The organism is Kineosporia sp. NBRC 101677, from assembly GCF_030269265.1.
Taxonomy (GTDB): Bacteria; Actinomycetota; Actinomycetes; order Actinomycetales; family Kineosporiaceae; genus Kineosporia; species Kineosporia rhizophila.
Genome location: NZ_BSTA01000004.1, coordinates 601,746 through 624,035, shown reverse-complemented (window position 1 = coordinate 624,035; position 22,290 = coordinate 601,746). Strand labels below are relative to the sequence as shown.

The following is a 22,290-nucleotide window of genomic DNA, read 5'->3' as shown; positions in this document are numbered from 1 at the left end:
ACGACAGTATCGCTCCATGGACAAGAGTAGCGGAGTCGGCGTCCTGGACAAGGCAGCCGTGCTGCTCGACGCCCTCGAGGCGGGTCCCGCCACGCTGGCCCAGCTGGTCACCGCGACCGGTCTGGCCCGGCCCACCGCGCACCGCCTGGCGGTCGCGCTCGAGCACCACCGGCTGGTCAGCCGTGACCTGCAGGGCCGTTTCGTGCTCGGGCCCCGGCTGGGCGAACTGGCCGCCGCGGCCGGGGAGGACCGGCTGCTGGCCGCCGCCGGGCCGGTCCTGGCCGCCCTGCGCGACCACACCGGCGAGAGCGCCCAGCTGTTCCGCCGTCAGGGCGACCAGCGCATCTGCGTGGCCGCGGCGGAAAGGCCGGTCGGGCTGCGCGATTCGATCCCGGTCGGCTCGGCCCTGTCGATGCACGCCGGTTCCGCCGCCCAGACCCTGCTGGCCTGGGAGGAGCCGGACCGCCTGCACCGCGGGCTGAACGGCGCCAAGTTCACCGCCAGCACCCTTTCGGCGGTACGTCGCCGGGGCTGGGCGCAGAGCATCGCCGAACGCGAACCCGGCGTCGCCTCCGTGTCCGCGCCGGTCCGCGGCCCGTCCGGCCGGGTGGTGGCCGCCGTCTCGATCTCCGGCCCGATCGAACGTTTCACCCGTCAGCCGGGTCGTCAGCACGCCACCGCCGTGGTCGCGGCCGCCGGCCGGCTCACCGAGGTGCTGCGCCGAGGTCAGGTCCAGGCCTGATTCACCGCTGGGTCACGGTGAATTGAAGGACGTAGCGGGCCGGGTACCGCTGGCTGCGTGAACTGAGTTGGGGGCCAGGTTCGTGCGCCCGGCGGTCACCTTTGAGCGGCAGTCGGTCTCACGGAAGACGGCGTTTGTGGACTTCGGTGGCCGGGTTTCCCTGGCCAGTCTCGCCCACCAGGTTTCCCTGCCCGACCTCGCCCACCGGGTTTCTCTGACCAGCCTCCGCAGCCGGTTCCCCTGCCTGGCCTCAGCCACCAGGTCTCCCTGACCAGCCTCCGCACCAGGTTTCCCCTCGCCGGCCTCAGCCACCAAGTTTCCCTGACCGGTTGCCCTGGCTGGCGTTCACAGCCCGGTTTCCCTGGCCGACATCCACAGCCCGGTTCCCCTGGCCGTTTCCATGGCAGGCGCCCACGTCTCGGTTTCTCTGGTTGGCGTCCATACCCGGGTTCCCTGGCCGACGTCCACAGCCGGGTTCCCTTGGACGGTTTCCATGACAGGAGCCGACAGCCCGGTTTCCCTGGCCTGCCCCCCGGCGGGCGCCCACAACCCGGTTTCCCTGGCCAGCCTCCACAGCCGCGTTCCCCTGGCCCGGTTCCTTGGCCCGCGCCCACAACCCAGTTCCCCTGGCCAGCCTCCACAGCCGCGTTCCCCTGGCCCGGTTCCCTGGCGCGCGCCCACAACCCAGTTCCCCTGGCCAGCCTCCACAGCCGCGTTCCCCTGGCCCGGTTCCTTGGCCCGCGCCCACAACCCAGTTCCCCTGGCCAGCCTCCACAGCCGCGTTCCCCTGGCCCAGTTCCCCTGGCCAGCCTCCGCAGCCCGATTCCCCTGGCCAGCCTCCGCAGCCGCGTTCCCCTGGCCCGGTTCCCTGGCCGGCGTCCCCAGCCCGATTCCCTGGCCGGCCTCCGCAACCGGGTTGCCCTGGCTGGCCTCCGCAGCCCGGTTTCCCTGACCGGTTTCCCTGGCCGCCTTCCCTTGCCGGCGTCCGCAGCCCGGTTTCCCTGGCCGGCCTCCGCACCCCGGTTCCTCTGGCCGGTTTCCCGACTGACCTCCGTACCCCGGTTCCTCTGGCCGGCTTCCGGGCTGGCCTCCGCAGCCCGGTTGCCCTAGCCGGTTCCCGGGCCGGCCTCCGCAGCCAGGTTCCCTTTGCCGGCTCGGGCAGCCGGTCTCAGCGGCCCGTCTCAGCGGCCCGTCTCGGCAGCCGCGGAAAGGCTGGGGAGCAGGAATTTGTGCGTCGGTCGCCGTAGATGGTCTGTCTGACCTGCCTCTGGATCAGTCACCTATCTCAGACGGCCTGGACGCACAGGGCCGCGGCGAATGGCGTCTGCGGCAGGTCCGGGCCGTCATCGGGCGCTTTTTTACTTTTCCGCCACCGATCCCGGGGGGCCGGCCAAGCCCGGGTCGACGATGTGTACATCGGGTACACCGCGTACCAGGTGTACGCGATGTACACCTCGCGCAGGCCCATTGCGGGCTGCTGAACGACCTGCCCCTGAGCCGGTCCTGAGCTGGAACGGGTCGTTTCAGGCTCGGGACCGCCCGGTGACGGGGCTCTTGGTTCGAGGCCCGCGACCGCCTGCCCAGGCGGCTCTTCGTCCCGCAAACCTTCGAGCCCGTCTTCCCCACTGCGGAAGACGGGCTCGAAGGTGCGAGAAGGGTTCAGGAGGCTCCGGCCTCGCCGCTGAACTCGGCGGCCTCGTCCTGGGCCGAGGTGACCAGCGCGTCGATCTTGATGGCGCCGTTGCCGTCCTCGATCAGGCGGCGCAGCAGGACCAGCTCGATGCGGGCCAGGTCGGGCTCGTCGAGCTGCTCGAGCACCTGACCCACGGTCGCGTCGTCGCCGAGCACGGACCGCACCAGGGCCTCGGCCGCGGCCGGGTCGATCGCGACCGGGGTCTGCGCGTAGGGGGCAGCAGCGGCGGCGACGAAGGCGGACACGTCGGTCTGCGGGGTGAGCAGCTGGGCGACCGCACGGTAGAAGGCCGCGCCGACGATCTCACCGAAGGCGTTCCAGCCGGGCTCGTCCAGCGCCTTGATCCGCTCGGGGTAGGCGTTCAGATCGCCTGCCAGCAACTCCCGGACCATCTGGCCGATCTGCGCCGTCATGAACTTTCCCTCCGTCGATTCCACTGGTGCTCCCGCATGGTGCTCCCACCCCCGAGCATCCAAAGGGGTTCTCGCAGGCCGGCGTGAGATTACCGGACATGACTACGGCCCTCGACCAGAAGTGGTCGAGGGCCGTATCTCGGTGTAGCCCCGACGGGATTCGAACCCGCGCTACCGCCTTGAGAGGGCGACGTGCTAGGCCACTACACAACGGGGCCTTGTTGCTTGCTGACCAGGTCAGCTATTCGATTCTAGCCGATCTCCCGGCTGTCTATCGAATCGGCTGGTTTGTCCGGCCGGTGAGCGAAATGCTCACCTTGAGACCACCTTACCGAGCTGGGGTACCAGGACTCGAACCTAGACTAACTGAACCAGAATCAGTCGTGCTGCCAATTACACCATACCCCATGGGGGTAACCGCCCGAGTGTTAGATCCTCTCCGAGGAGGCGGATCTACCGCTTGGGCGGCTGCCCACGGAGAACATTAGCGGTAGGTGACCGCGGGCCCAAATCCGCACGCCGCGTGGCCCTTGGCGCATGGGGTCGGAGGGTGGGGAAAGCAGGTGTGCAGGGGCCAGGAAGAGGCGAGCAGGACCAGGGCCGGGGAGACAGACGGGACCGAGCCCGGCCGCTGGGGCGTCGCCATGAGCGGTTGGCAAGGTGCAGGAGTGCGCTGGTCGGACCGGGGCAACCCGGAGGGGCGGGCGATCCGCACCGCCTCACAACGGTTGGGCAGGCGGGGGTCATGCAAGGGCAATCGGCCGCTCGGCCTTGGGCATCCGGGCCAGGCCACGCGTCACCGATAAGGGCCGGTCGGAACTGCGGTGGCGCTCGTCTCTCGCGGCTAGACACGGACCGGCCTGGATCTGCACCGCCGAGGAAGGCACGCTGCGCTGGGCCGCTGGGGGCAGATCGGCTGCGGTGGCTCGTCCGGCCGGGGCCGCAGGAGAGACACCCGGAAGGACCAGTGCGGAGAGGCGCGCGGGTGTGGGGAGATCGCCTGGGCGCCGGTGATCGGAGCTGGCGACCGCCATTGCTGACCGGCTCCGTCCCCGCGATTACGGCGGCGCTGAGGGTCGCAGGTCACACCGCCCACCGGGGCTGCGAGTGAGCAGGACCACGCTCGGAGAAAGCGGGTCAGCACTGAGCAGGGTGTGCAGGGCACGGGGCGGGCAGGAGGCAGAGCCTGCATGCACCAGTTTCTGCACCCATAAGTGCTTCAGCTAACACCTCTCGTCGGCCCGACCTCCTCCCCCAAGTCACTCGAACAGGACGTAGGTCACACCCTGTCCCACGAATTTCCCTTACTTTGCGTCAGCCCCCTGCCCGGCCTCCCGCACGACCCGGCTTCCCAGCGCCTTCCGGAGACCACGGAATGTGGCCGACATCTCCAGGGGGCAATATGACTATGGGTAAGGTGTCGGACACAGGTTCGTCCGGACTTCCGCTCTTGGCGCATCGGCGGTTCAGCTACGCTCCGAATCACAGGGGCGTGATCACCGGGGGACGGGGATGTTCACAGTTCAAGCACTGTTTTCTGGGTCCGGCGACATGCCGGCTGCGGGCTGATGGCAGGCGTCCGGGAGACCGGGCCGGCCGGCGAGGGTGAACCGAATCCCGCTCGGACCGGGCCCGCCGCCCCCGACCGCAGGGGGTGACGGATGGCGGTCCTCGGCATCCGGTTCACCGAGCTGTCCCCGCTCGCGCTCCTGGCGGGCCCGGGTCGCTCGGAGTCACGACGTGTCCCTCCGGCCCGGCCGCGGGCGACCTCGCTGCGTATCGTCGGGGTCAGCCTGACCCTGGTGGCGTTCGGCGCGCTGGTCTGGCTGTGCCCGGTCACCCAGGAGGTGGGCGGGCGCGGCGAGCTGCTGCGGCTGGACTGGTACAGCGTGGCCGCGCTGGCCGCGGCCTGCGAGATCGTGGTCCAGATGGTGCAGGTCAACGGGCACCGGCAGGTCCGCGCCATCTCGATGAACGAGATCGCCACCGTGCTCGGCCTGTTCTTCGCCTCCCCCGGCGGCTTCCTGGCCGGGCGCCTGGTCGGGGTGCTGGTCGCCCTGGTCCTCTGGCGCCGGCAGGGCCCGGTCAAGGTGTTCTTCAACGCCTCCATGGTGTTCGCCGAGTCGGTGCTCGCCCTGATGCTGTTCAACCTGATCCGCGGCGGCGACGTGGCGATCGACTACCGGGCCTGGATCGCCGCCCTGGTCGCCACCGTGTGCGGCGGGCTGCTCTCGGCCCTGGCCGTCACCGTGGTGATCGCCGTGGTCGACGGTGAGACCAAGCGCCGTGACTTCCTGGTCGAGGCCGGGCGCGGGGCCGCCACCTCGGCCCTGGTCACCTGCATCGCCCTGGTCGCCGTGCACGCCCTGGCGGCCAGCAGCCAGGCCGCGGTGCCCCTGCTGATCTCGATGGTGCTGCTGCTGGTGGTCTACCGCAGCTACTCCAGCCTGTCCGAGCGCCACCTCAGCCTGGAGCGGCTCTACCGGTTCAGCCACGCGGTGAGCAGCACGCCCGAGGTCAACGAGATCCTCACCGGGGTGCTCCAGCACGCCCGTGAGGTGCTGCGGGCCGACTACGCCGAGATCGTCTTCGTCTCCTCCGAGGCCGGGCACCAGCCCCTGCGGATCGACAGCCGGGGCTCCAACGACAAGCTGCGCCGGGCCCGGCTGGGCGAGCCCGCGGCCAACGACCCGAGCTGGGCCGGGGTGGTCAACAGCGGCGGCCCGCTGCTGATCCCCCGGGGCGACCGCAGCCATCGCGCCCTGCTGGCCGACCGCGACCTGCGCGACGCGGTGCTGGTCCCGCTGCGCGGTGAGGCGGGCATCGTGGGCACGATCCTGGTCGGCGACCGGATCAGCGACGTGCGCTCGTTCGACACCGACGACGTGCAGCTGCTGATGACGGTGGCCAACCACGCCAGCATGGCCCTGCAGAACGGCCAGCTGGTCGACCGGCTGCGGCACGACGCCCTGCACGACAAGCTCACCGGCCTGCCCAACCGCAATCTGCTGCAGCAGGAGATGGTGGTGGCGCTGGGCGACCTGCGCACCGACCGCTCCCCCGGCCTGACCGTGATGAACCTCGACCTGGTCAACTTCAAGCAGGTCAACGACACGTTCGGGCTCCCCCTGGGCGACCGGCTGCTGCAGGAGGTGGGCCAGCGGCTGCACGCCGCGCTGAAGAACCGGGGGGTGCTGGCCCGCACCGGCGGCGACGAGTTCACCGTGCTGCTGCCCGGGGTGGACACGGTGGCCATGGCCCTGGAGATCGCCGGCCAGATGCGCTTCGGGCTGGAACGGCCGGTCAGCATCCAGGGGGTCGACGTGGAGGTGGGCGTCTCGATCGGGATCGCGGTGGCCCCGCTGCACGGCTCCGACGGCCACACCCTGCTGAAACGGGCCGAGGGGGCGATGTACTACGCCAAGAACTCCGGCTCGGGCCTGCACGTGTACGAGAAGGGCCTGGACGCGAACGAGACGCCGGAGCGGCTGGCGCTGACCGCCGAGCTGCGGCAGGGCATCTCGGCCGGGCAGCTCGAGGTCTACGTGCAGCCCCAGGCCGACCTGCGCACCGGCATGGTGCTCGGGGTGGAGGCGCTGGTGCGCTGGCGCCACCCCCGGCACGGGCTGCTGTTCCCCGACACGTTCATCCCTCTGGCCGAACGCAACGGCCTGATACCCCAGCTCACCGACGCGGTGCTGGAGCAGGCGGTGGCGGCCTGCGGGCGCTGGCGGCGCTCGGGGCACCGGCTCACGATCAGCGTGAACCTCTCGGCCCGCAGCAATCTCAACGACAGCCTGATCACCCAGGTGCAGACCCTGCTGGCCCGGCACGCGGTGCCGGCCGACTCGCTGACCCTGGAGATCACCGAGAGCTCGGTGATCCGCGACCCGGCCCGCACCCGGGTGGTGCTGGACCGGCTGCACGAGCTCGGGGTGGGCCTGTCGATCGACGACTTCGGTACCGGCTACTCGTCCCTGTCGTACCTGCGCCAGCTCCCGGTGCAGGAGGTGAAGATCGACAAGAGCTTCGTGATGGGCATGCTGACCGAGCCGGGCGACCTGGCGATCGTGCGCTCGATCGTCGACCTGGGCACCAACCTCGACCTGGCGGTGGTGGCCGAAGGGGTGGAGGATGCGGCCACCTGGGCCGAGCTGGAACGCATGGGCTGCACCAACATGCAGGGCTTCTACCTGGCCCCGCCGATGCCCCTGGCCGGTTTCATCGACTGGCTGGCAGCCCGGGAGGGGCACCTGGCCGAAGCTCGCTGAGAGCCGGAAACCTTGAGGACGCCGGTGGGCACCGAAGCGGTGAACGTCCCCAGAGCCAGAGATCAGTGAGACCACACCACAACCAAGGACGCGGGTGGGCACCCAAGGGGCCCACCCGCGTCCTTAGTCTGTAATCCAGTCGATCAGTCGCGCGAGACGACCGGGTTGCTCAGCACACCCATGCCCTCGATCTCCACCTCGACCCGGTCACCCGCGTTCAGCGGGCCCACGCCGGCCGGCGTACCGGTGAGGATCACGTCGCCGGGCAGCAGCGTGAACGCGGCCGAGACGTAGGCCACGATCTCGGGGATCTTGTGGATCAGCGAGGACGTGCGCCCGTCCTGCTTGGTCTCGCCGTTCACCCGGGTGGTGATCCGCACGTCGGTGGCGTCGGCGTCCAGCACCAGGTAGGGCCCGAGCGGGCAGAAGGTGTCGAACCCCTTGGCCCGGGCCCACTGCCGGTCGGACTTCTGCAGGTCGCGCGCGGTGACGTCGTTGGCCACGGTGTAGCCGAGCACGACCTCGTTCACCCGCTGAGGCGGCACGTCCTTGCAGAGCTTGCCGATCACGATCGCCAGCTCGCCCTCGTAGTGCACGTTCGTGGACTGGCGGGGCAGCACGATCGGGTCGCCCGGGCCGATCACCGAGGTGTTCGGCTTGAGGAACAGCAGCGGCTCCTCGGGCGGGGCCTCCCCCGGCGTGGTGGCCATCTCGGCCACGTGGTCGGCGTAGTTCTTGCCGACCCCGATCACCTTGCTGCGGGGGATGACCGGCGCCAGCAGGCGGACCGCGTCGTCGAACCGGACCTTCTCACCGGTCATCTGGACGGTCTGGTACAGCGGGTCGCCGCTGATGACGTGCAGCGAACCGGAGCCCGGCTCGCCCTCCACGACCGCGTACCGGGGGTCGTCGCCGGTGGTGAATCTCGCGATGAGCATGGTCAGACCCTATTCCAGGCCGGGAGATACTGGACGGGTGAGTGAGGTGATGCAGGCGGGCGAATGGCAGCCCCGGGCCCGGGAACACGAACAGCGGGCCGACGGGCTCACCGCTGGTCACCGCGCGCGCAAGGCCACCCGCGAGCGCCACGCCATCGACGACTTCCTGTTCGAGTACTACAACACCCGCCCCTCGGTGATGCGTCGCTGGCATCCGGGGGTGGGCGTGCGCCTGGAGATCGCCGGAGAAACCCCGCACACCGGCTGGCGCTGGTACCGCACCGAGGCCGACGGCACCGTGGGTTTCGATGCCGCGCAGTTCATGGCCGACCGCGGCGACTCGGTCCGGTTCATCCACCGGCTGCTCACCGCCGTGGCCGCCCGCCCCGCCTTCACCGGCTGCTTCGGCCTGCACGAGTGGGCCATGGTCTACCGGCAGGACGAGCACCGGCATCCGCTCCCCCTGCGGCTGGGGCAGGCCGGCACCGACGCGGTGGTCGAGGCGCACCCGATCCGCTGCAGCCACTTCGACGCGTTCCGGTTCTTCACCCCGGCGGCGGTGGGGCGCAACCGGTTACAGCCCACCCGCGAGAGTCAGGTCGAGCTGGACCAACCGGGCTGTCTGCACGCGGGGATGGACAGTCACAAGTGGGCCATCAAGCTCGGCCCCGCGGTGCCCGGCGAGCTGGCGCTCGACTGCTTCGAGCTGGCCCGCGAGATCCGCCTGCTCGACATGCAGGCCTCCCCGTACGACTTCTCGTCGTACGGGGAGCCCGCCGTCGCGATCGAGACTCCCGAGGGTAAGGCCGAGTACGTGACCCGGCAGCGGCAGTTCGCCGAGCGCTCGCAGATGCTGCGGGGCCGGCTGATCGGGGTGCTGGAACGGTTGCTCGAGAACTGATTCCAACTGACGACGTAGGTGGGCACCTTGGGTGCCCACCTACTGGGGGCACCTCCCGGCCCTCTAGGGCTGGGGGACCGCAAGCTCTAAAGCCGTGGCTGGGCACCCATCGACTGCAACCCGTAGACGAAACTCTCCAGCAGGGCGTGCCAACTGGCCTCGACCATGTTCGGCCCGACCCCCACGGTCTGCCAGACCGCGCCCGAGCCGGTGGTCTCGACCAGCACGCGGGTGATCGCGTCGCTGGCTGATTCCCCGTCCAGGATGCGGACCTTGAAGTCGGTCAGCTTCATCCGGTCGAGCTCGGGGTAGACCGGCAGCAGGGCCTGACGCAGCGCGTGGTCCAGAGCACTGACCGGCCCATTGCCCTCGGCCGTGGCCACCGAGCGTTTCCCGCCGGCGGTCAGCTTCACCGTGGCCTCACACACCGCCTCGCCCGACCCGCCGCGGAACTCGGTGATGACCCGCCAGCTCTCGACCTCGCAGAACGCCGGGCGGGCGCCGTGCACCTCTTCCTGCAGCAGCAGCGAGAACGAGGCGTCGGCCGCCTCGAACGTGTACCCCCGGGCCTCCAGCTCCTTCACCCGGGCGGTCACCCGCCCGGCTAGCTCGCGATCGCTGGACAGGTCGAACCCGAGTTCCCGGCCCTTCAGCTCGATCGAGGCCCGGCCGGCCATGTCCGACACCAGCATCCGCATGTCGTTGCCCACCTGCGCCGGGTCGATGTGCTGGTACAGGTCGGGATCCACCTTGATCGCGCTGGCGTGCAGGCCGGCCTTGTGAGCGAAGGCCGAGGCGCCGACGTAGGGCTGGCGGTGGTACGGCAGCACGTTCGCGATCTCGTTGACCGCGTGGGCGATCCGCGTGACGTCGCGGATCCGCCCGTCCGGCAGCACGTTGCGGCCCAGCTTCAGTTCCAGGTCGGCAACCACCGTGATCAGATCGGCGTTGCCGGTGCGCTCCCCGTAGCCGTTCAGCGTGCCCTGCACCTGCATTGCTCCGGCGTCCACCGCGGCCAGGGAGTTGGCCACCGCGCAGCCGGTGTCGTTGTGGCAGTGGATCCCCAGCGGCGCACCGGTGGTCGTGGTGACGTGGTGCACGACGTCGGCCACCTGGTTGGGCAGCATCCCGCCGTTGGTGTCGCACAACACCACTGCCTCGGCGCCCGCCTCGGCCGCCGCCCGCACCACTTCCAGGGCGTAGGCGCGGTCGAAGTGGTAACCGTCGAAGAAGTGCTCGGCGTCGAGGAACACCCGGCGGCCCTGATCGCGCAGGTAGCGCACGGTCTCGGTGACCATCGCCAGGTTCTCCTCGGCGGTGGTGCGCAGAGCCCGCTCCACGTGCCGGATGTCGCTCTTGGCCACCAGCGTCACGGCCGGTGCCAGGGAGTCGACCAGGGCCTGCACCTGCGGGTCGGCGTGCACGGCGAGCCCGGCCTTACGGGTGGCGCCGAACGCAGTGAGCACCGCCTGCTTCAGGTTCAGCTCGGTGGCCGCCCGCCGGAAGAACTCGGTGTCCTTGGGAATCGCGCCCGGCCAGCCACCCTCGATGAAGCCGACCCCCAGATCGTCCAGATGCCCAGCGATCGCCAGCTTGTCCTGCACCGAGAGGCTGAGCCCCTCCTGCTGGGCGCCGTCGCGCAGGGTGGTGTCGTACACCTGGAAGGTGCTGGGTAGGCCGGTGTTCTCCATCGTTGCTCGCTCGCCTTAGCTCGTGGGGTGCTGGATTCGCCTGCTGACCGGTGTCCGCGCATGAAAAAAGACCCCCCGCGTGGGTGCGGAAGGTCTGCGCGTCGACGGTGCCCTAGCCCTGGGCGGTGCCGACGCGCCTGCGAATAATCAGGCCGGTGTGATGCATGCTGCTGGCGATTCTGCCACACCGATGGGCGGCTGATCCGGAAAGCCAACCAAAAACTGAAGACGCCGGTGGGCACCTCGCAGGCCCACCGACGTCCTCAAGTTCGAATCGGCCTGCTATCGCAGTGAGGTGACCACCGTGTTCTTCACCTTCTTGCCCAGCGGCACGATGTGGTAGCTCGCGGTCTGCGGGTTCTGCACGCCGAAGCGGGCGTTCACGGCCCACAGGGTGTGGTGCACGTACATCGCGGTCGAGGGCACGTCGAGCTGCGGCGAGGTCAGCGTCTTGCGCCAGGTGGCACGCCAGCCCTGCTTACGGCTGTGGTGCAGCTTGAGCTGCTCGACGGCGTTCTGGCTGTTGCCCCGGACCACGAAAAGGGTGTGCCCCTTTCGCACCAGACCGTCCCCGCCGGTGATCCCCGGCCCCCGCCGGACGGTCAGCTGCTGGGCCACGCCGGTGTCGTAGTTGACCCGCCAGAGGCCCCCGGCGGTGCTGTTGTTCAGCAACAGCGAACCGTCCCAGAGGGTCTCGATGCCGTTGGCGCCGTTGCGGTCGGCCGGAGTGGTCGGCCACTGCCCCTTCAGGGGGATGTAGTTGATCTGGCCGGTGCGGGCGCCGGTGGCGTCGCGCAGGGCGATCCGGGTGAGCCGGTCCACCCGGGAGTCGGTGACCCAGACCGCGTTCGGCTCGACCGTGAGGTCGTTCAGGAACACCGCCCCGGGGATCTCGATGCGGTGCTTGATCGCACCACTGGCGGTGTCGACCGCCAGCACGATGCCGGTGGTGCCGTCCTGGGCGGCGGCCCACAACAGGCCGGAACGCGGGTCCCACTCCAGCCCGCGCACCGAGCGACCGGGAACTCCGGCGGTGAGCTGACGGCTCTCACCGGTCTTCAGGCTCCCGGTCCAGATCCGGCCGTCCGCCAGGGAGCCCGCGTAGAAGGTGCGTTCCGGTCCGGAAGCCACGCCCTCGGGCCGGAACCCGTCGGGGAGGCTGATCGGACCGACGTTCTTGTGACCCGAGGCCGCGATCGGCGTCGAGCCCGCCGGGGAGACCGCCTGGGTCGCGGCGGAGGACTCCCCGGCGAGTGCGGGGGAAGCGAGCAGGGCCAGTCCGATCACCGCCGCGCCGGCGGTGGAGCGGACGCGCCCGAGATACGTGAACCTTCTCGTTATCATACCGCAAAGCCTCAGCGATTCGGCCATAGCGGCGACTCAGGGACACACCGCACGTTCGGCCTACCGGTAGGTCACCCACAGCTGGGGCGTTCCCGGGGAATGGCTGAGACTGCGGAAACCCCTGTCCCAGTAGTCACTTGCGAAACTGAAGACGCCCGTGGCCACCACCGGGGGCCACGGGCGCCGTTCGTCGAAAAGGTGGTTCAGACCAGGCGGTGCATCCAGCCGTGGGTGTCTTCGGCGCGGCCGTACTGCACGTCGAGCAGCTTCTGGCGGATCTTCATGCTGACCTCGCCGGTGGGGATCTCCAGCTCGCCGCCCTCCCAGCTGAGCCGGCCCAGCGGGGTGATCACGGCTGCGGTGCCGCAGGCGAAGACCTCGCTGATCTCGCCCGAGGCCACCCCCTCGCGCCACTCGTCGATGCTGATCGGGCGCTCGGAGACCTTCAGGCCCAGCTCGGTGGCCAGGGTGAGGATCGAGGCGCGGGTGATGCCCTCGAGGATGGTGCCGGAGACCGGCGGGGTGATCAGCGTGCCGTCCTTCCCGACGAAGTAGATGTTCATCCCGCCGAGCTCCTCCACCCACTTGTGCTCGGAGGCGTCGAGGAAGCAGACCTGCTCGCAGCCGTGGGCCTGGGCCTCCAGCTGGGCGGCCAGGCTGGCCGCGTAGTTGCCGCCGCACTTGGCCGCGCCGGTGCCGCCGGCCGCGGCCCGGGTGTAGGTGGAGGACAGCCAGATCGAGACCGGCTTGATGCCGCCGGAGAAGTACGGGCCGACCGGCGAGGCGATCAGCAGGTAGCGCACCTCCTTGGCCGGGCGGACGCCGAGGAAGACCTCGGAGGCGTACATGAACGGCCGCAGGTACAGGCTGCTCTCACCGCTGGCGTGGCTGGGCACCCACTCCTGGTCGGTGCTGACCAGGAGCTCGAGGGACTTCAGGAAGTCGGGGGTGGACAGCTCGGGCAGGGCCAGACGGCGGGCCGACCGGGCCAGCCGCTCGGCGTTGGCCTCGGGGCGGAACGTCCAGACCGAGCCGTCGGCGTGCCGGTAGGCCTTGAGCCCCTCGAAGATCTCCTGGGCGTAGTGCAGGACGGCCGACGCCGGATCCATCTGGATCGGGCCGTAGGGCACCACCCCGGCGTCGTGCCAGCCCTCGGCCTCGTTCCAGTCGATCGAGACCATGTGGTCGGTGAAGAACTTGCCGAAGCCGGGCTGGGCGTGGATCTCGGCGCGGCGCTCGGGGGTGACCGGGGTGGGGTTCAGCGTGGTGCTGAACTCCAGCGGCGTGTGCGGCGCGGCCGGCGCGTCCTGCGGGTCGACGACGTCGGTGGTGTCGAGCGTCTCGGTGGTGCCGACAATCTTGGCGTTCATCGCGGTACTCCCTCGCAAACCCGGCCCGGACGTGGCGGAACCGGTAAGAAATCTACGGACGACGGTAGCAGCGCAGATCGCGCGCGAACGGGTGCCGGTAGGCCGCTCTCGGCCAAGGGCACCCCGGCCGGTCTGCGCCGGTCTGTTACGGGGTGGACGGTGGGGATGCGCCGGTTCGTGGGGCCAGGTGCGGCTGGACCGTCGCATGGTGTGGGCGGCCGTGGGCCCTGCCGTCCAGTTGTGGGCGGCCGTCGGTTGTGGGCACTTGCCGGATGGGGGCGGTCGACGGGCCTGGCCGCTGCCGACGCTTGTGGCGGTCGCCGGGACCGGCTGCCGACGGGTGGCAAAACGCGCGGCGGCCGGTCGGGGTTCACCCGACCGGCCGCCGTCTGCGTGTGTGCTGGCGGACTCCGCGGTCAGGCGAGCCGCGAGGCGATCGCCTCGCCGATCTCGGCCGTGGTCCGTACTCGGTTCTCGCGCGCGGTCAGGTCCTCGGCGACGGCCTGCTCGACCTTCTGGGCGGCCTTGTCCAGCCCGAGGTGCTCGAGCAGCATGCCGACCGACAGGATGGTGGCGGTCGGGTCGGCCTTCTGCTGACCGGCGATGTCCGGCGCGGAGCCGTGGACCGGCTCGAACATGCTCGGCGCGGTGCGGTCGGGGTTGACGTTGCCGGAGGCGGCCAGGCCGATGCCCCCGGCGATCGCGCCGGCGATGTCGGTGATGATGTCGCCGAACAGGTTGTCGGTGACGATCACGTCGAAGCGGCCCGGGTTCTGCACCATGAAGATGGTGGCCGCGTCGACGTGCAGGTAGTCGGTGGTGACGTCGGGGAACTCGGCGTTGACCCGCTCGACCGTGCGCCGCCACAGGTGCCCGGCGTGGACCAGGACGTTGTGCTTGTGCACCAGGGTGAGGTGCTTGCGCGGGCGGGCCGCGGCGCGCCGGAAGGCGTCGCGCACCACCCGCTCGATGCCGAAGGCCGTGTTGATGCTGACCTCGGTGGCGATCTCGTGCGGGGTACCCGTGCGCACCGCGCCGCCGTTGCCGACGTACGGGCCCTCGGTGCCCTCACGGACCACGACGAAGTCGAGCCCGTTCTCGAGGACGGCCGGGGCCAGGGGCGAGGTGACGCCCGGGTACAACCGCGCCGGCCGCAGGTTCACGTAGTGGTCCAGCTCGAACCGCAGGCGCAGCAGGAGGCCCCGCTCCAGAACACCGCTGGGCACGGCGGGGTCGCCGATCGCGCCGAGCAGGATGACGTCGTGCTGCCGGATCTCGGCCAGCACGGAGTCGGGCAGCGTCTCGCCGCTGGCGTGCCAGCGGCGAGCACCGAGGTCGTACTCGGTGGTCTCGAAGGACACCTCGGAACCGACCGCCGCGTTCAGGACCTTCAGGCCCTCCGCGACGACCTCGGGACCGATGCCGTCGCCGGGGATGACGGCCAGACGGACGGACGAGGGGACGGTCGGGGTGCTCATGTCGCCGATGCTATCGGGTCAGGTCCGGATCCTGGTACTCGAATCTCAGCATATGAACAAGGACTCCCGTCGGCGGACAACCCGCCCAGGCCTGGCCTACTCCCCGCGGCAGGCAACCCACCCAGTCCGGCCCTTCTCCCGGCTGCGGACAACTCACCCAGGCCCGGCCCTTCTCCCGGCGGCAGGCAACCCGCCCCGGCCCTGCCCTACCCCCGCGGCGGACAACCCGCCCAGGCCCAGCCCTACTCCCGGCGGCAGGCAACCCACTCAGGCCCGGCCCTACTCCCGGCGGCGGACAACCCACCCAGACCGGGCCCTATCTATCGACCCCAGCACTTCTCCCGCCCATCCGCCCTCCAATTGCACGGCCTGTTATCGCACGACAGGGGCAGCGTGCGAATTTGTTGTTGCTATGGCGCCGCGCATTCCTACGTTGGGGGTTCTCCCCACTGCTGGCGCGTTTCACCTGGCCGGTGATCGCGGGCTGAATAGGGTGACGCCCATGGGATTCCGGATGGAAGCCGTCGGCGTGGTGGTGGCCGACCTGCAGAAGTCGATGGCGTTCTACCAGCGCCTCGGGTGCACCTTCGAGCCCGGCGGCCACCCGGGAGTGCGCACCGCCGACCTCGGCGGCCTGCGGCTCCTGCTCTACACCGAGGACCTGCTGCGCGAGCTGAGCTGGGACATCGACCAGGACGCACCGCGCACCGGGGTCACCCTGGGGGTGCGCTGCGACACCGCCGCCGAGCTGGACGAGCTGTACGGCTGGCTGGACGAGGACGGGTTCGGTTTCCGCGAGCCGCTCGACGCCCCCTGGAACCGGCGGCACGCCACCGTGCAGGACCCGGACGGGACGCACATCGACCTCTACGCCCCCCTGGGCTGAACAGGCTCTGGGCTGAACGGGGCTCTGGGCTGAACGGGCGAAGCCCCCGAGGACGAGTGTCCTCGGGGGCTTCGGCGTTGGTCGCGAACCGACCAGGCGACCGGGTCAGCGGCCGGCGGAGCCCTCGACGTAGTCCGAGTCGGTGGACTTGACCCAGCTCATCAGCTTGCGCAGCTCGCGGCCGGTGGCCTCGATCGGGTGCGCCTCGCCCTTGGCGCGCAGGGCCTTGAACTCCGGCGCACCGGCGTCCTGGTCGTTGATGAAGCGCTCGGCGAACGCCCCGGACTTGATGTCGGCGAGCACGGCCTGCATGTTCTCCTTGACCCGCTCGTCGATCACCCGCGGGCCGGAGACGTAGTCGCCGTACTCGGCGGTGTCGGAGACGCTCCAGCGCTGCTTGGCGATGCCGCCCTCGTACATCAGGTCGACGATCAGCTTCAGCTCGTGCAGGCACTCGAAGTAGGCGACCTCGGGCTGGTAGCCGGCCTCGGTCAGGGTCTCGAAGCCGTACTGGACCAGCTGCGACATGCCGCCGCAGAGCACCGCCTGCTCACCGAACAGGTCGGTCTCGGTCTCCTCGGTGAAGGTGGTCTGGATGCCACCCGCGCGCAGGCCGCCGATCGCCTTGGCGTACGACAGGGCCAGGTCCCAGGCCTTGCCGGTGGCGTCGGTCTCGACCGCCACGATCACCGGGACGCCCCGGCCGTCGACGTACTCGCGGCGCACCAGGTGGCCCGGGCCCTTCGGGGCAACCATGCAGACGTCCACGCCGGCCGGGGGCTTGATGTAGCCGAAGCGGATGTTGAAGCCGTGGCCGAAGAACAGCGCGTCGCCCTCGGCCAGGTGCGGCTCGATGGACTCGGTGTACACGTGACGCTGGACGTGGTCAGGGGTGAGCAGCATGACCACGTTGGCCTCCTGCACCGCCTCGGCGACGCTGACCACGCGCAGGCCCTCGGCCTCCGCCTTGGCCCGGCTCTTGCTGCCCTCGGCCAGGCCGACGCGGACGTCGACGCCGGAGTCGCGCAGGCTCAGCGCGTGGGCGTGGCCCTGGCTGCCGTAGCCGATCACGGCGACCGAGCGGCCGGCGATCAGCGAGAGGTCGGCGTCGGCGTCGTAGTACATCTTTGCTGCCACGGTGCGGGTTCTCCTTGGAATTCGGTGTGGGGGTATGAGGCTACTCAGGCCGAGCGCAGGGCCCGGTCGGTGATCGAGCGGTTGCCGCGGCCGATGCCGATCAGGCCGGACTGGGCGAGTTCGCGGATCCCGAACGGCTCGAGCACCTTCAGCAGCGCCGCGAGTTTGTCCGGGCTGCCGGTGGCCTCGACGGTGACCGCGTCCGGGGCCACGTCCACGACGTGCCCGCGGAACAGCTCGACGGTCTCCAGCACGTGACTGCGGGTGGTGGCGTCGGCGCGGACCTTGACCAGCAGCATCTCGCGCTGCACGGAGGCGCCGGGCTCGAGCTCGACGATCTTGATCACGTTGATCAGCTTGTTGAGCTGCTTGGTGACCTGCTCCAGCGGGAGCTCGTCGACGTCCACCACCACCGTCATCCGGGACACGCCCGCGTGCTCGGTGGGGCCGACGGCCAGCGAGTGGATGTTGAAGCCGCGGCGGGCGAACAGGCCGGCGACCCGGGTCAGGACGCCCGGCCGGTCCTCGACCAGCACGGACAGGGTGTGCTTGTGCGTCACGGTCTCAGTCCTCAGTTCTCGCGCTCTTCGAAGTCCGGGGCGGTGTCACGGGCGATCTGGATGGCGTCGTTGCTGACCCCGGCCGGGACCATCGGCCAGACCATGGCGTCGCGGTGCACCACGAAGTCGATCACGACCGGGACGTCGTTGATCTCCATCGCTTTCTTGATCGTGGCGTCCACGTCCTCCGGGCTCTCGCAGCGCAGGCCCACGCAGCCGTAGGCCTCGGCCAGCTTGACGAAGTCGGGGATCCGGCTGCCGACCGAGGTGTGCAGGTCGGTGTTGGAGAACCGGCCGTTGTAGAACAGGTTCTGCCACTGCCGGACCATGCCCAGGCTGGAGTTGTTGATCACCGCCACCTTGATCGGGATCTGGTTGATCACGCAGGTGGCCAGCTCCTGGTTGGTCATCTGGAAGCAGCCGTCGCCGTCGATCGCCCAGACCACGGTGTCCGGGGCGCCGGCCTTGGCGCCCATCGCGGCCGGCACGGCGAAGCCCATCGTGCCCAGGCCGCCGGAGTTGATCCAGGTGTGCGGGTTCTCGTACTGGATGAACTGGGCGGCCCACATCTGGTGCTGACCGACCCCGGCCACGTAGATCGACTCCGGGCCGGAGATCGCGCCGATCCGGGAGATCACGTCCTGCGGGGAGACCTCGCCCTCGGGCGCCGGGGTGTGGCCCAGCGGGTAGGTCTCGCGCCAGCCGTCGAGCTGGGTCCACCAGGTGCTCAGGTCGGCCCGGTGACCGGCCTTGTGCTCGGCCTCGACGGCCAGCACCAGCTCGGCCAGGACCTCCTTGGCGTCGCCCACGATCGGCACGTCGGCGATCCGGTTCTTGCCGATCTCGGCCGGGTCGATGTCGGCGTGCACGACCTTGGCGTGCGGGGCGAAGGAGTCGAGGTTGCCGGTGACCCGGTCGTCGAAACGCGCGGCCAGGCTGACGATCAGGTCGGCCTTCTGCAGCGCGGTGACCGCCGCGACGGTGCCGTGCATGCCCGGCATCCCCAGGTTCTGGGGGTGCGAGTCGGGCAGGGCGCCCAGGGCCATCAGGGTGGTGACCACCGGGGCCCCGGTCTCCTCGGCCAGCCGCAGCAGTTCCGGGCTGGCGTGCGCCTTGAGCACGCCGCCGCCCACGTACAGCACCGGGCGCTCGGAGGTGGTGAGCAGCCGGGCGGCCTCGCGGATCTGCTTGTTGTGGGGCCGGGTGACGGCCCGGTAGCCGGGCAGGTCGAGCTTCGGCGGCCAGGAGAAGGTGGTCTGGGCCTGCAGCGCGTCCTTGCTCACGTCGACCAGCACCGGGCCGGGCCGGCCGGTGGAGGCGATGTGGAACGCCTCGGCCACCGCGCGCGGGATCTCCGCCGCGTCGGTGACCAGCATGTTGTGCTTGGTGATCGGCATGGTGATGCCGACGATGTCCGCCTCCTGGAACCCGTCGGTCCCGATCAGCTTGCTGTTGACCTGGCCGGTGATGGCCACGATCGGCACCGAGTCCATGTAGGCGTCGGCGATCGCGGTGACCAGGTTGGTGGCGCCCGGGCCGGAGGTGGCCATGCAGACCCCGACCCGGCCGGTGGCCTGGGCGTAGCCCTCGGCCGCGTGCCCGGCGCCCTGCTCGTGGCGGACCAGGATGTGCCGGATCTTCTCGGAGTCCATCAGCGGGTCGTAGAGCGGGAGGATGGCCCCGCCCGGGATCCCGAAAACCGTTTCTACACCGACCGACTCGAGCGCCCGGACGAGGCTCTGGGCCCCGGTCATCGGCTCGTTGACGACCTGCGGGGCCGCCGGGGTGACGGCGGTGCGGTTGCCGTTGGACTCGGTGTGGGACTGGCCGGGCATCAGGGGGTTCCTTCGCTCGTCGGATCAGTGCTGTGCATGCGGCGTCTCGGCTGGAGACAGGCTCGTCCGTGCCGGCCGGTGAACAGCGTGCGACCTTCGGCAGGGACGAAAAGACCCCTCGGCCCGATGGGCACAAGGGGTCGCGCGCTCGCGGGTCTTCATGACCTCAGCGGGCGCGCCGTCCAAGTACGAGAGTCTTACGCACGCTCACACGTTGCCTCCGGATGACGGGGATGTCAATCGCGACGCCGGATGTCTCACGAGCTGAGACGTGACGACCGCTCCTCGGGCACCACGAGAACCGGGGTGTCCCCGGCCGTCCCCGGATGATCGTTTGTGCCTGCTTCGCCCGGATTTTCGGGGGTGGCCGGCTCGTCCAGGTCGATCGGGCCGCGCTGCAGGAGTTGCCGTACCCCGGCCGCGGGCAGCGCCCGGGACAGGCCGTACCCCTGCCCGGCCTGCACCCCCAGGTCGCGCAGCGCGCGGGCGGTGGCCTTGTCCTCCATGCCCTCGGCGACCACCGTGAGGTCGAGCCCGCGGGCCATCGCCACCACCGCCTCCAGCAGCCGGGCCGCCCGTGGGTCGGTGCCCAGGCCGGCCAGCAGCGAGCGGTCGATCTTGACCGAGTTGACCGGGATCCGGCGCAGGTACGACAGCGAGGAGTAGCCGGTGCCGAAGTCGTCGATGGCCAGCCGGATCCCGGCGTCCCGCAGGGCCTGCAGGGCGGCCGGGGCCGGGCCGGAGTGGCCCACCAGCTGACTCTCGGTCAGCTCGAGCACCAGCCGTGAGGGCGGCAGGCCGGTGGCCTCGAGCATGCCGGTGACCAGGTCGACGAAGGCGGGCGAGACCAGCTGGGCGACCGACATGTTGACGCTCACCGACACCTCCAGGCCGCGCCGGGCCCAGCCCGCCGCCTGGGTCACGGCCTGGCGCAGCACCCACTCCCCCAGCTCGGTGATCGCGCCGGTGTCCTCGGCCACCTCGACCAGCTCGGCCGGGCTGACCACGTCGTCCAGGCCGTCCGGCAGCGCCCCCTGGTCCGGGTCGTGCTCGGGCAGCCGCAGCAGCGCCTCGACCCCCTGCACGTGCCCGTCGGACAGCCGCACGATGGGCTGGTAGGCCACCGAGAGCCGGCCCCGCTCGAGGGCGTCGCGCAGGCCGATCGCCAGGTCCACCCGGCGCCGCACCCGCTGCTCCAGCTCGGGCCGCCAGCGCTCGTGGCGGGCGCGGCCGTCGGACTTGGCGCCGTACATGGCCAGGTCGGCCCGGTGCACCAGGGTGGCGGCGGCCTGGTCGTCGGGCCCGACCGGATCGTCGCTGTGGGCCACGCCGACGCTGAGCCCCAGCTGCACGGTGCGCCCACCGACCCGGAACGGCGGGGCGATCGCCTCGACCAGGTGCTGCGCGGCGTCGGCGGCGGCGTCCGGGCCGATGCCGTCGAGGGCCAGGATGAACTCGTCACCGCCGACCCGGGAGATGATCCGGCGGCGGGCGTCCACCCCGCCGGCCACCGCCTCCAGCCGGGCGGCGACCTCGACCAGGACCCGGTCGCCGGCCGCGTGCCCGAAGCGGTCGTTCACCGCCTTGAACCCGTCCAGGTCGGCGTAGAGCACGGCGATGCCCGGGGCCGCCGGACGGCCGCCGGTGGTCCAGGTGCCCACCTCGTCGAGCAGGTGGCTGCGGTTGGCCAGGCCGGTCATCTGGTCGAAGCGGGCCAGCCGCTCCAGCCGCTGGCGCAGCTCGACGGAGTCGGTCACGTCGCTGAGGTTGGCCACCGCCCCGCCCTCCACCCCGCGCAGCCGCAGCTGAGCGGTGCCGGCCGCGGGCGGGGCCAGCCGGACCTCGATCTCGGCCTCGTCGCGGTGTCCGCGGGTCACCTCGAGCACCGCCTCGCGCACCTGGCGCTGGTCCTCCGGGCGGGCCAGCTCCTCGAACGGGCGCTGGACGATCGAGCCGGGCGGGCGGTGCAGCAGGCGCGGGGCCGCGGCGTTCACGGCCAGCACCCGGCCGTTGGTGTCCAGCCGCAGCAGCAGGTCGCTGGTGTTCTCGACCAGGGCGGTGAGCCGCCGGCGGGCCTGCACCTGGGCCCGCAGCAGCTCGTCCTGCTCCAGCAGCAGCAGGGTCAGCCAGACCACGAAGGCGGCGGCCAGGCAGCCCAGGCCGAAGAGCGGGATCGGGCCGGTGCCCAGGACCATCGCCTGCAGCCCGACGGCCGACGGCGCAACCAGGGCCACGGCGTAGGGCACCAGCCGGCCCCGGCGGCGGGGCAGGTGGCGCACGGCGTCGGCCGGTTCCTCGGGCCGGGGCGGCGGCGGGCCCGGCACCCGCGCGAGCCGGAGGCTGTAGGTGGTCAGGAGGAGGCACGAGGCCAGGACGACCGGCACCAGCACGACGTCGGAGACGTCCGGCCACTGCGGGACGTCGGCCCCGGCGATCCGGGTGCCGCGCAGCAGGTCGGCGGCCAGCACTGCGGTCAGGGCGGTGACCAGGACGGCCCAGGAGCGCCCGGGTGAGGCGTTGCCTTCCGGCCCGAGGTAGCCCGCCGGGGCGCCGGACGTGCGGGTGGGCAGGCGCAGCACCACCAGCAGGGCGATCAGGTCGAGCACGGCCGGCAGCAGGGCGAACGCGGCGCTGGCGGGCAGCCGGACCGGGGCGTCGACGACCACCCAGACGATGGTGGCCGCGCTCAGGGCCAGCACGGCGGCCTCGCTGACCCCGATCCCGGGCCGGCGCCCGGGCACGATCCGGTCGCCCGAACCGGCGATCGCGGTGAGCAGGCCACCGGCCGCCAGCACCATCAGGAAGTCGGCGAGCTGGCCGGACAGCAGCGTCCCGGACGGCTCGACCAGGCGGGCCGAGGCCCCGGCGACCGCCCAGCACACGCCGCCGGCGGTGACCGTGGCGGTGATCGGGACCCGGCTGAGCGAACGCAACGCGGCGTACAGCCAGGCCACCCCGGCCAGGACGGCCGCGGCGCCCATCGCGGAGGCGCTCAGCACGGAACGACACTAACCGCTGTCAGCAGTGAGGG

At 71.0% G+C, this 22,290-nt stretch carries 14 protein-coding genes and 2 tRNA genes; 4 read left to right on the top strand and 12 right to left on the bottom strand.

From position 1 onward, the window contains the following. The first annotated feature begins 16 nt into the window (after nucleotides 1–16). Complete coding sequence (locus tag QSK18_RS15530; protein ID WP_232815357.1) at nucleotides 17–742, top strand: IclR family transcriptional regulator; 726 nt, start codon at nucleotides 17–19, stop codon at nucleotides 740–742. A 1,659-nt stretch (nucleotides 743–2,401) separates the two neighbouring features. Here the strand turns inward: QSK18_RS15530 and QSK18_RS15525 are convergent. The 3 genes from QSK18_RS15525 to QSK18_RS15515 all read right to left on the bottom strand — a co-directional run bounded on the left by QSK18_RS15525 (nucleotide 2,402) and on the right by QSK18_RS15515 (nucleotide 3,256). Further along, nucleotides 2,402–2,848, bottom strand: coding sequence for a hypothetical protein (locus tag QSK18_RS15525; RefSeq protein WP_232815358.1), 447 nt, complete (start codon nucleotides 2,846–2,848; stop codon nucleotides 2,402–2,404). Nucleotides 2,849–2,993: 145 nt separating this feature from the next. Then, a tRNA-Glu gene (locus QSK18_RS15520) sits at nucleotides 2,994–3,066 on the bottom strand. A 118-nt stretch (nucleotides 3,067–3,184) separates the two neighbouring features. Then, nucleotides 3,185–3,256, bottom strand: a tRNA-Gln gene (locus tag QSK18_RS15515). A gap of 1,253 nt (nucleotides 3,257–4,509) precedes the next feature. Between QSK18_RS15515 and QSK18_RS15510 the strand changes: the two genes are divergently transcribed. Continuing rightward, complete coding sequence (locus QSK18_RS15510) at nucleotides 4,510–7,119, top strand: putative bifunctional diguanylate cyclase/phosphodiesterase (protein WP_285619822.1); 2,610 nt, start codon at nucleotides 4,510–4,512, stop codon at nucleotides 7,117–7,119. A 143-nt stretch (nucleotides 7,120–7,262) separates the two neighbouring features. Here the strand turns inward: QSK18_RS15510 and QSK18_RS15505 are convergent, their stop codons facing one another. Then, nucleotides 7,263–8,057, bottom strand: coding sequence for a fumarylacetoacetate hydrolase family protein (locus tag QSK18_RS15505; RefSeq protein WP_285619821.1), 795 nt, complete (start codon nucleotides 8,055–8,057; stop codon nucleotides 7,263–7,265). A gap of 49 nt (nucleotides 8,058–8,106) precedes the next feature. Between QSK18_RS15505 and QSK18_RS15500 the strand changes: the two genes are divergently transcribed. After that, the gene (locus QSK18_RS15500; RefSeq protein WP_269811380.1) at nucleotides 8,107–8,958 is read left to right on the top strand and encodes a 3-methyladenine DNA glycosylase; all 852 of its coding nucleotides are present in this window, start codon (nucleotides 8,107–8,109) and stop codon (nucleotides 8,956–8,958) included. A gap of 86 nt (nucleotides 8,959–9,044) precedes the next feature. On the opposite strand, the gene cimA is transcribed toward QSK18_RS15500, so the two are convergent. The 4 genes from cimA to QSK18_RS15480 form a co-directional block, all read right to left on the bottom strand. Then, the gene (gene cimA / locus QSK18_RS15495; RefSeq protein WP_232815362.1) at nucleotides 9,045–10,649 is read right to left on the bottom strand and encodes a citramalate synthase; all 1,605 of its coding nucleotides are present in this window, start codon (nucleotides 10,647–10,649) and stop codon (nucleotides 9,045–9,047) included. A 282-nt stretch (nucleotides 10,650–10,931) separates the two neighbouring features. Next, on the bottom strand, nucleotides 10,932–11,993 hold the full coding sequence (locus QSK18_RS15490; RefSeq protein ID WP_285619816.1) for an NHL repeat-containing protein: 1,062 nt from the start codon (nucleotides 11,991–11,993) through the stop codon (nucleotides 10,932–10,934). A 203-nt stretch (nucleotides 11,994–12,196) separates the two neighbouring features. Continuing rightward, nucleotides 12,197–13,363, bottom strand: coding sequence for a branched-chain amino acid aminotransferase (locus QSK18_RS15485; RefSeq protein ID WP_232815364.1), 1,167 nt, complete (start codon nucleotides 13,361–13,363; stop codon nucleotides 12,197–12,199). A gap of 416 nt (nucleotides 13,364–13,779) precedes the next feature. After that, entirely contained in the window at nucleotides 13,780–14,841 is a 1,062-nt protein-coding gene (locus tag QSK18_RS15480) for a 3-isopropylmalate dehydrogenase (RefSeq protein WP_232815365.1), read from the bottom strand. A 502-nt stretch (nucleotides 14,842–15,343) separates the two neighbouring features. Between QSK18_RS15480 and QSK18_RS15475 the strand changes: the two genes are divergently transcribed. Further along, nucleotides 15,344–15,727, top strand: a complete 384-nt coding sequence (locus QSK18_RS15475; RefSeq protein WP_232815366.1) for a VOC family protein — start codon at nucleotides 15,344–15,346, stop codon at nucleotides 15,725–15,727. A gap of 105 nt (nucleotides 15,728–15,832) precedes the next feature. Here the strand turns inward: QSK18_RS15475 and ilvC are convergent, their stop codons facing one another. From ilvC to QSK18_RS15455, 4 genes are all read right to left on the bottom strand, one after another. Beyond that, on the bottom strand, nucleotides 15,833–16,885 hold the full coding sequence (ilvC, locus tag QSK18_RS15470) for a ketol-acid reductoisomerase (protein ID WP_352396562.1): 1,053 nt from the start codon (nucleotides 16,883–16,885) through the stop codon (nucleotides 15,833–15,835). A 23-nt stretch (nucleotides 16,886–16,908) separates the two neighbouring features. After that, the gene (gene ilvN / locus QSK18_RS15465) at nucleotides 16,909–17,424 is read right to left on the bottom strand and encodes an acetolactate synthase small subunit (RefSeq protein WP_232815368.1); all 516 of its coding nucleotides are present in this window, start codon (nucleotides 17,422–17,424) and stop codon (nucleotides 16,909–16,911) included. Nucleotides 17,425–17,435: 11 nt separating this feature from the next. After that, nucleotides 17,436–19,178: an acetolactate synthase large subunit gene (locus QSK18_RS15460; protein WP_408624680.1), complete on the bottom strand. Its 1,743-nt coding sequence runs from the start codon at nucleotides 19,176–19,178 to the stop codon at nucleotides 17,436–17,438. 338 nt (nucleotides 19,179–19,516) lie between these two features. Then, complete coding sequence (locus QSK18_RS15455) at nucleotides 19,517–22,258, bottom strand: putative bifunctional diguanylate cyclase/phosphodiesterase (protein ID WP_285619808.1); 2,742 nt, start codon at nucleotides 22,256–22,258, stop codon at nucleotides 19,517–19,519. Nucleotides 22,259–22,290 lie beyond the last annotated feature (32 nt).

Bases quoted from the DNA above. Each gene is read 5' to 3' on its own strand.
- QSK18_RS15475 (WP_232815366.1), top strand. From the start codon at position 15,344: ATGGGATTCCGGATGGAAGCCGTCGGCGTGGTGGTGGCCGACCTGCAG.
- QSK18_RS15510 (WP_285619822.1), top strand. From the start codon at position 4,510: ATGGCGGTCCTCGGCATCCGGTTCACCGAGCTGTCCCCGCTCGCGCTC.
- cimA (WP_232815362.1), bottom strand. From the start codon at position 10,649: ATGGAGAACACCGGCCTACCCAGCACCTTCCAGGTGTACGACACCACC.
- QSK18_RS15485 (WP_232815364.1), bottom strand. From the start codon at position 13,363: ATGAACGCCAAGATTGTCGGCACCACCGAGACGCTCGACACCACCGAC.
- QSK18_RS15530 (WP_232815357.1), top strand. From the start codon at position 17: ATGGACAAGAGTAGCGGAGTCGGCGTCCTGGACAAGGCAGCCGTGCTG.
- QSK18_RS15490 (WP_285619816.1), bottom strand. From the start codon at position 11,993: ATGATAACGAGAAGGTTCACGTATCTCGGGCGCGTCCGCTCCACCGCC.
- QSK18_RS15505 (WP_285619821.1), bottom strand. From the start codon at position 8,057: ATGCTCATCGCGAGATTCACCACCGGCGACGACCCCCGGTACGCGGTC.
- QSK18_RS15500 (WP_269811380.1), top strand. From the start codon at position 8,107: ATGCAGGCGGGCGAATGGCAGCCCCGGGCCCGGGAACACGAACAGCGG.
- QSK18_RS15460 (WP_408624680.1), bottom strand. From the start codon at position 19,178: ATGACCGGGGCCCAGAGCCTCGTCCGGGCGCTCGAGTCGGTCGGTGTA.
- QSK18_RS15480 (WP_232815365.1), bottom strand. From the start codon at position 14,841: ATGAGCACCCCGACCGTCCCCTCGTCCGTCCGTCTGGCCGTCATCCCC.
- QSK18_RS15525 (WP_232815358.1), bottom strand. From the start codon at position 2,848: ATGACGGCGCAGATCGGCCAGATGGTCCGGGAGTTGCTGGCAGGCGAT.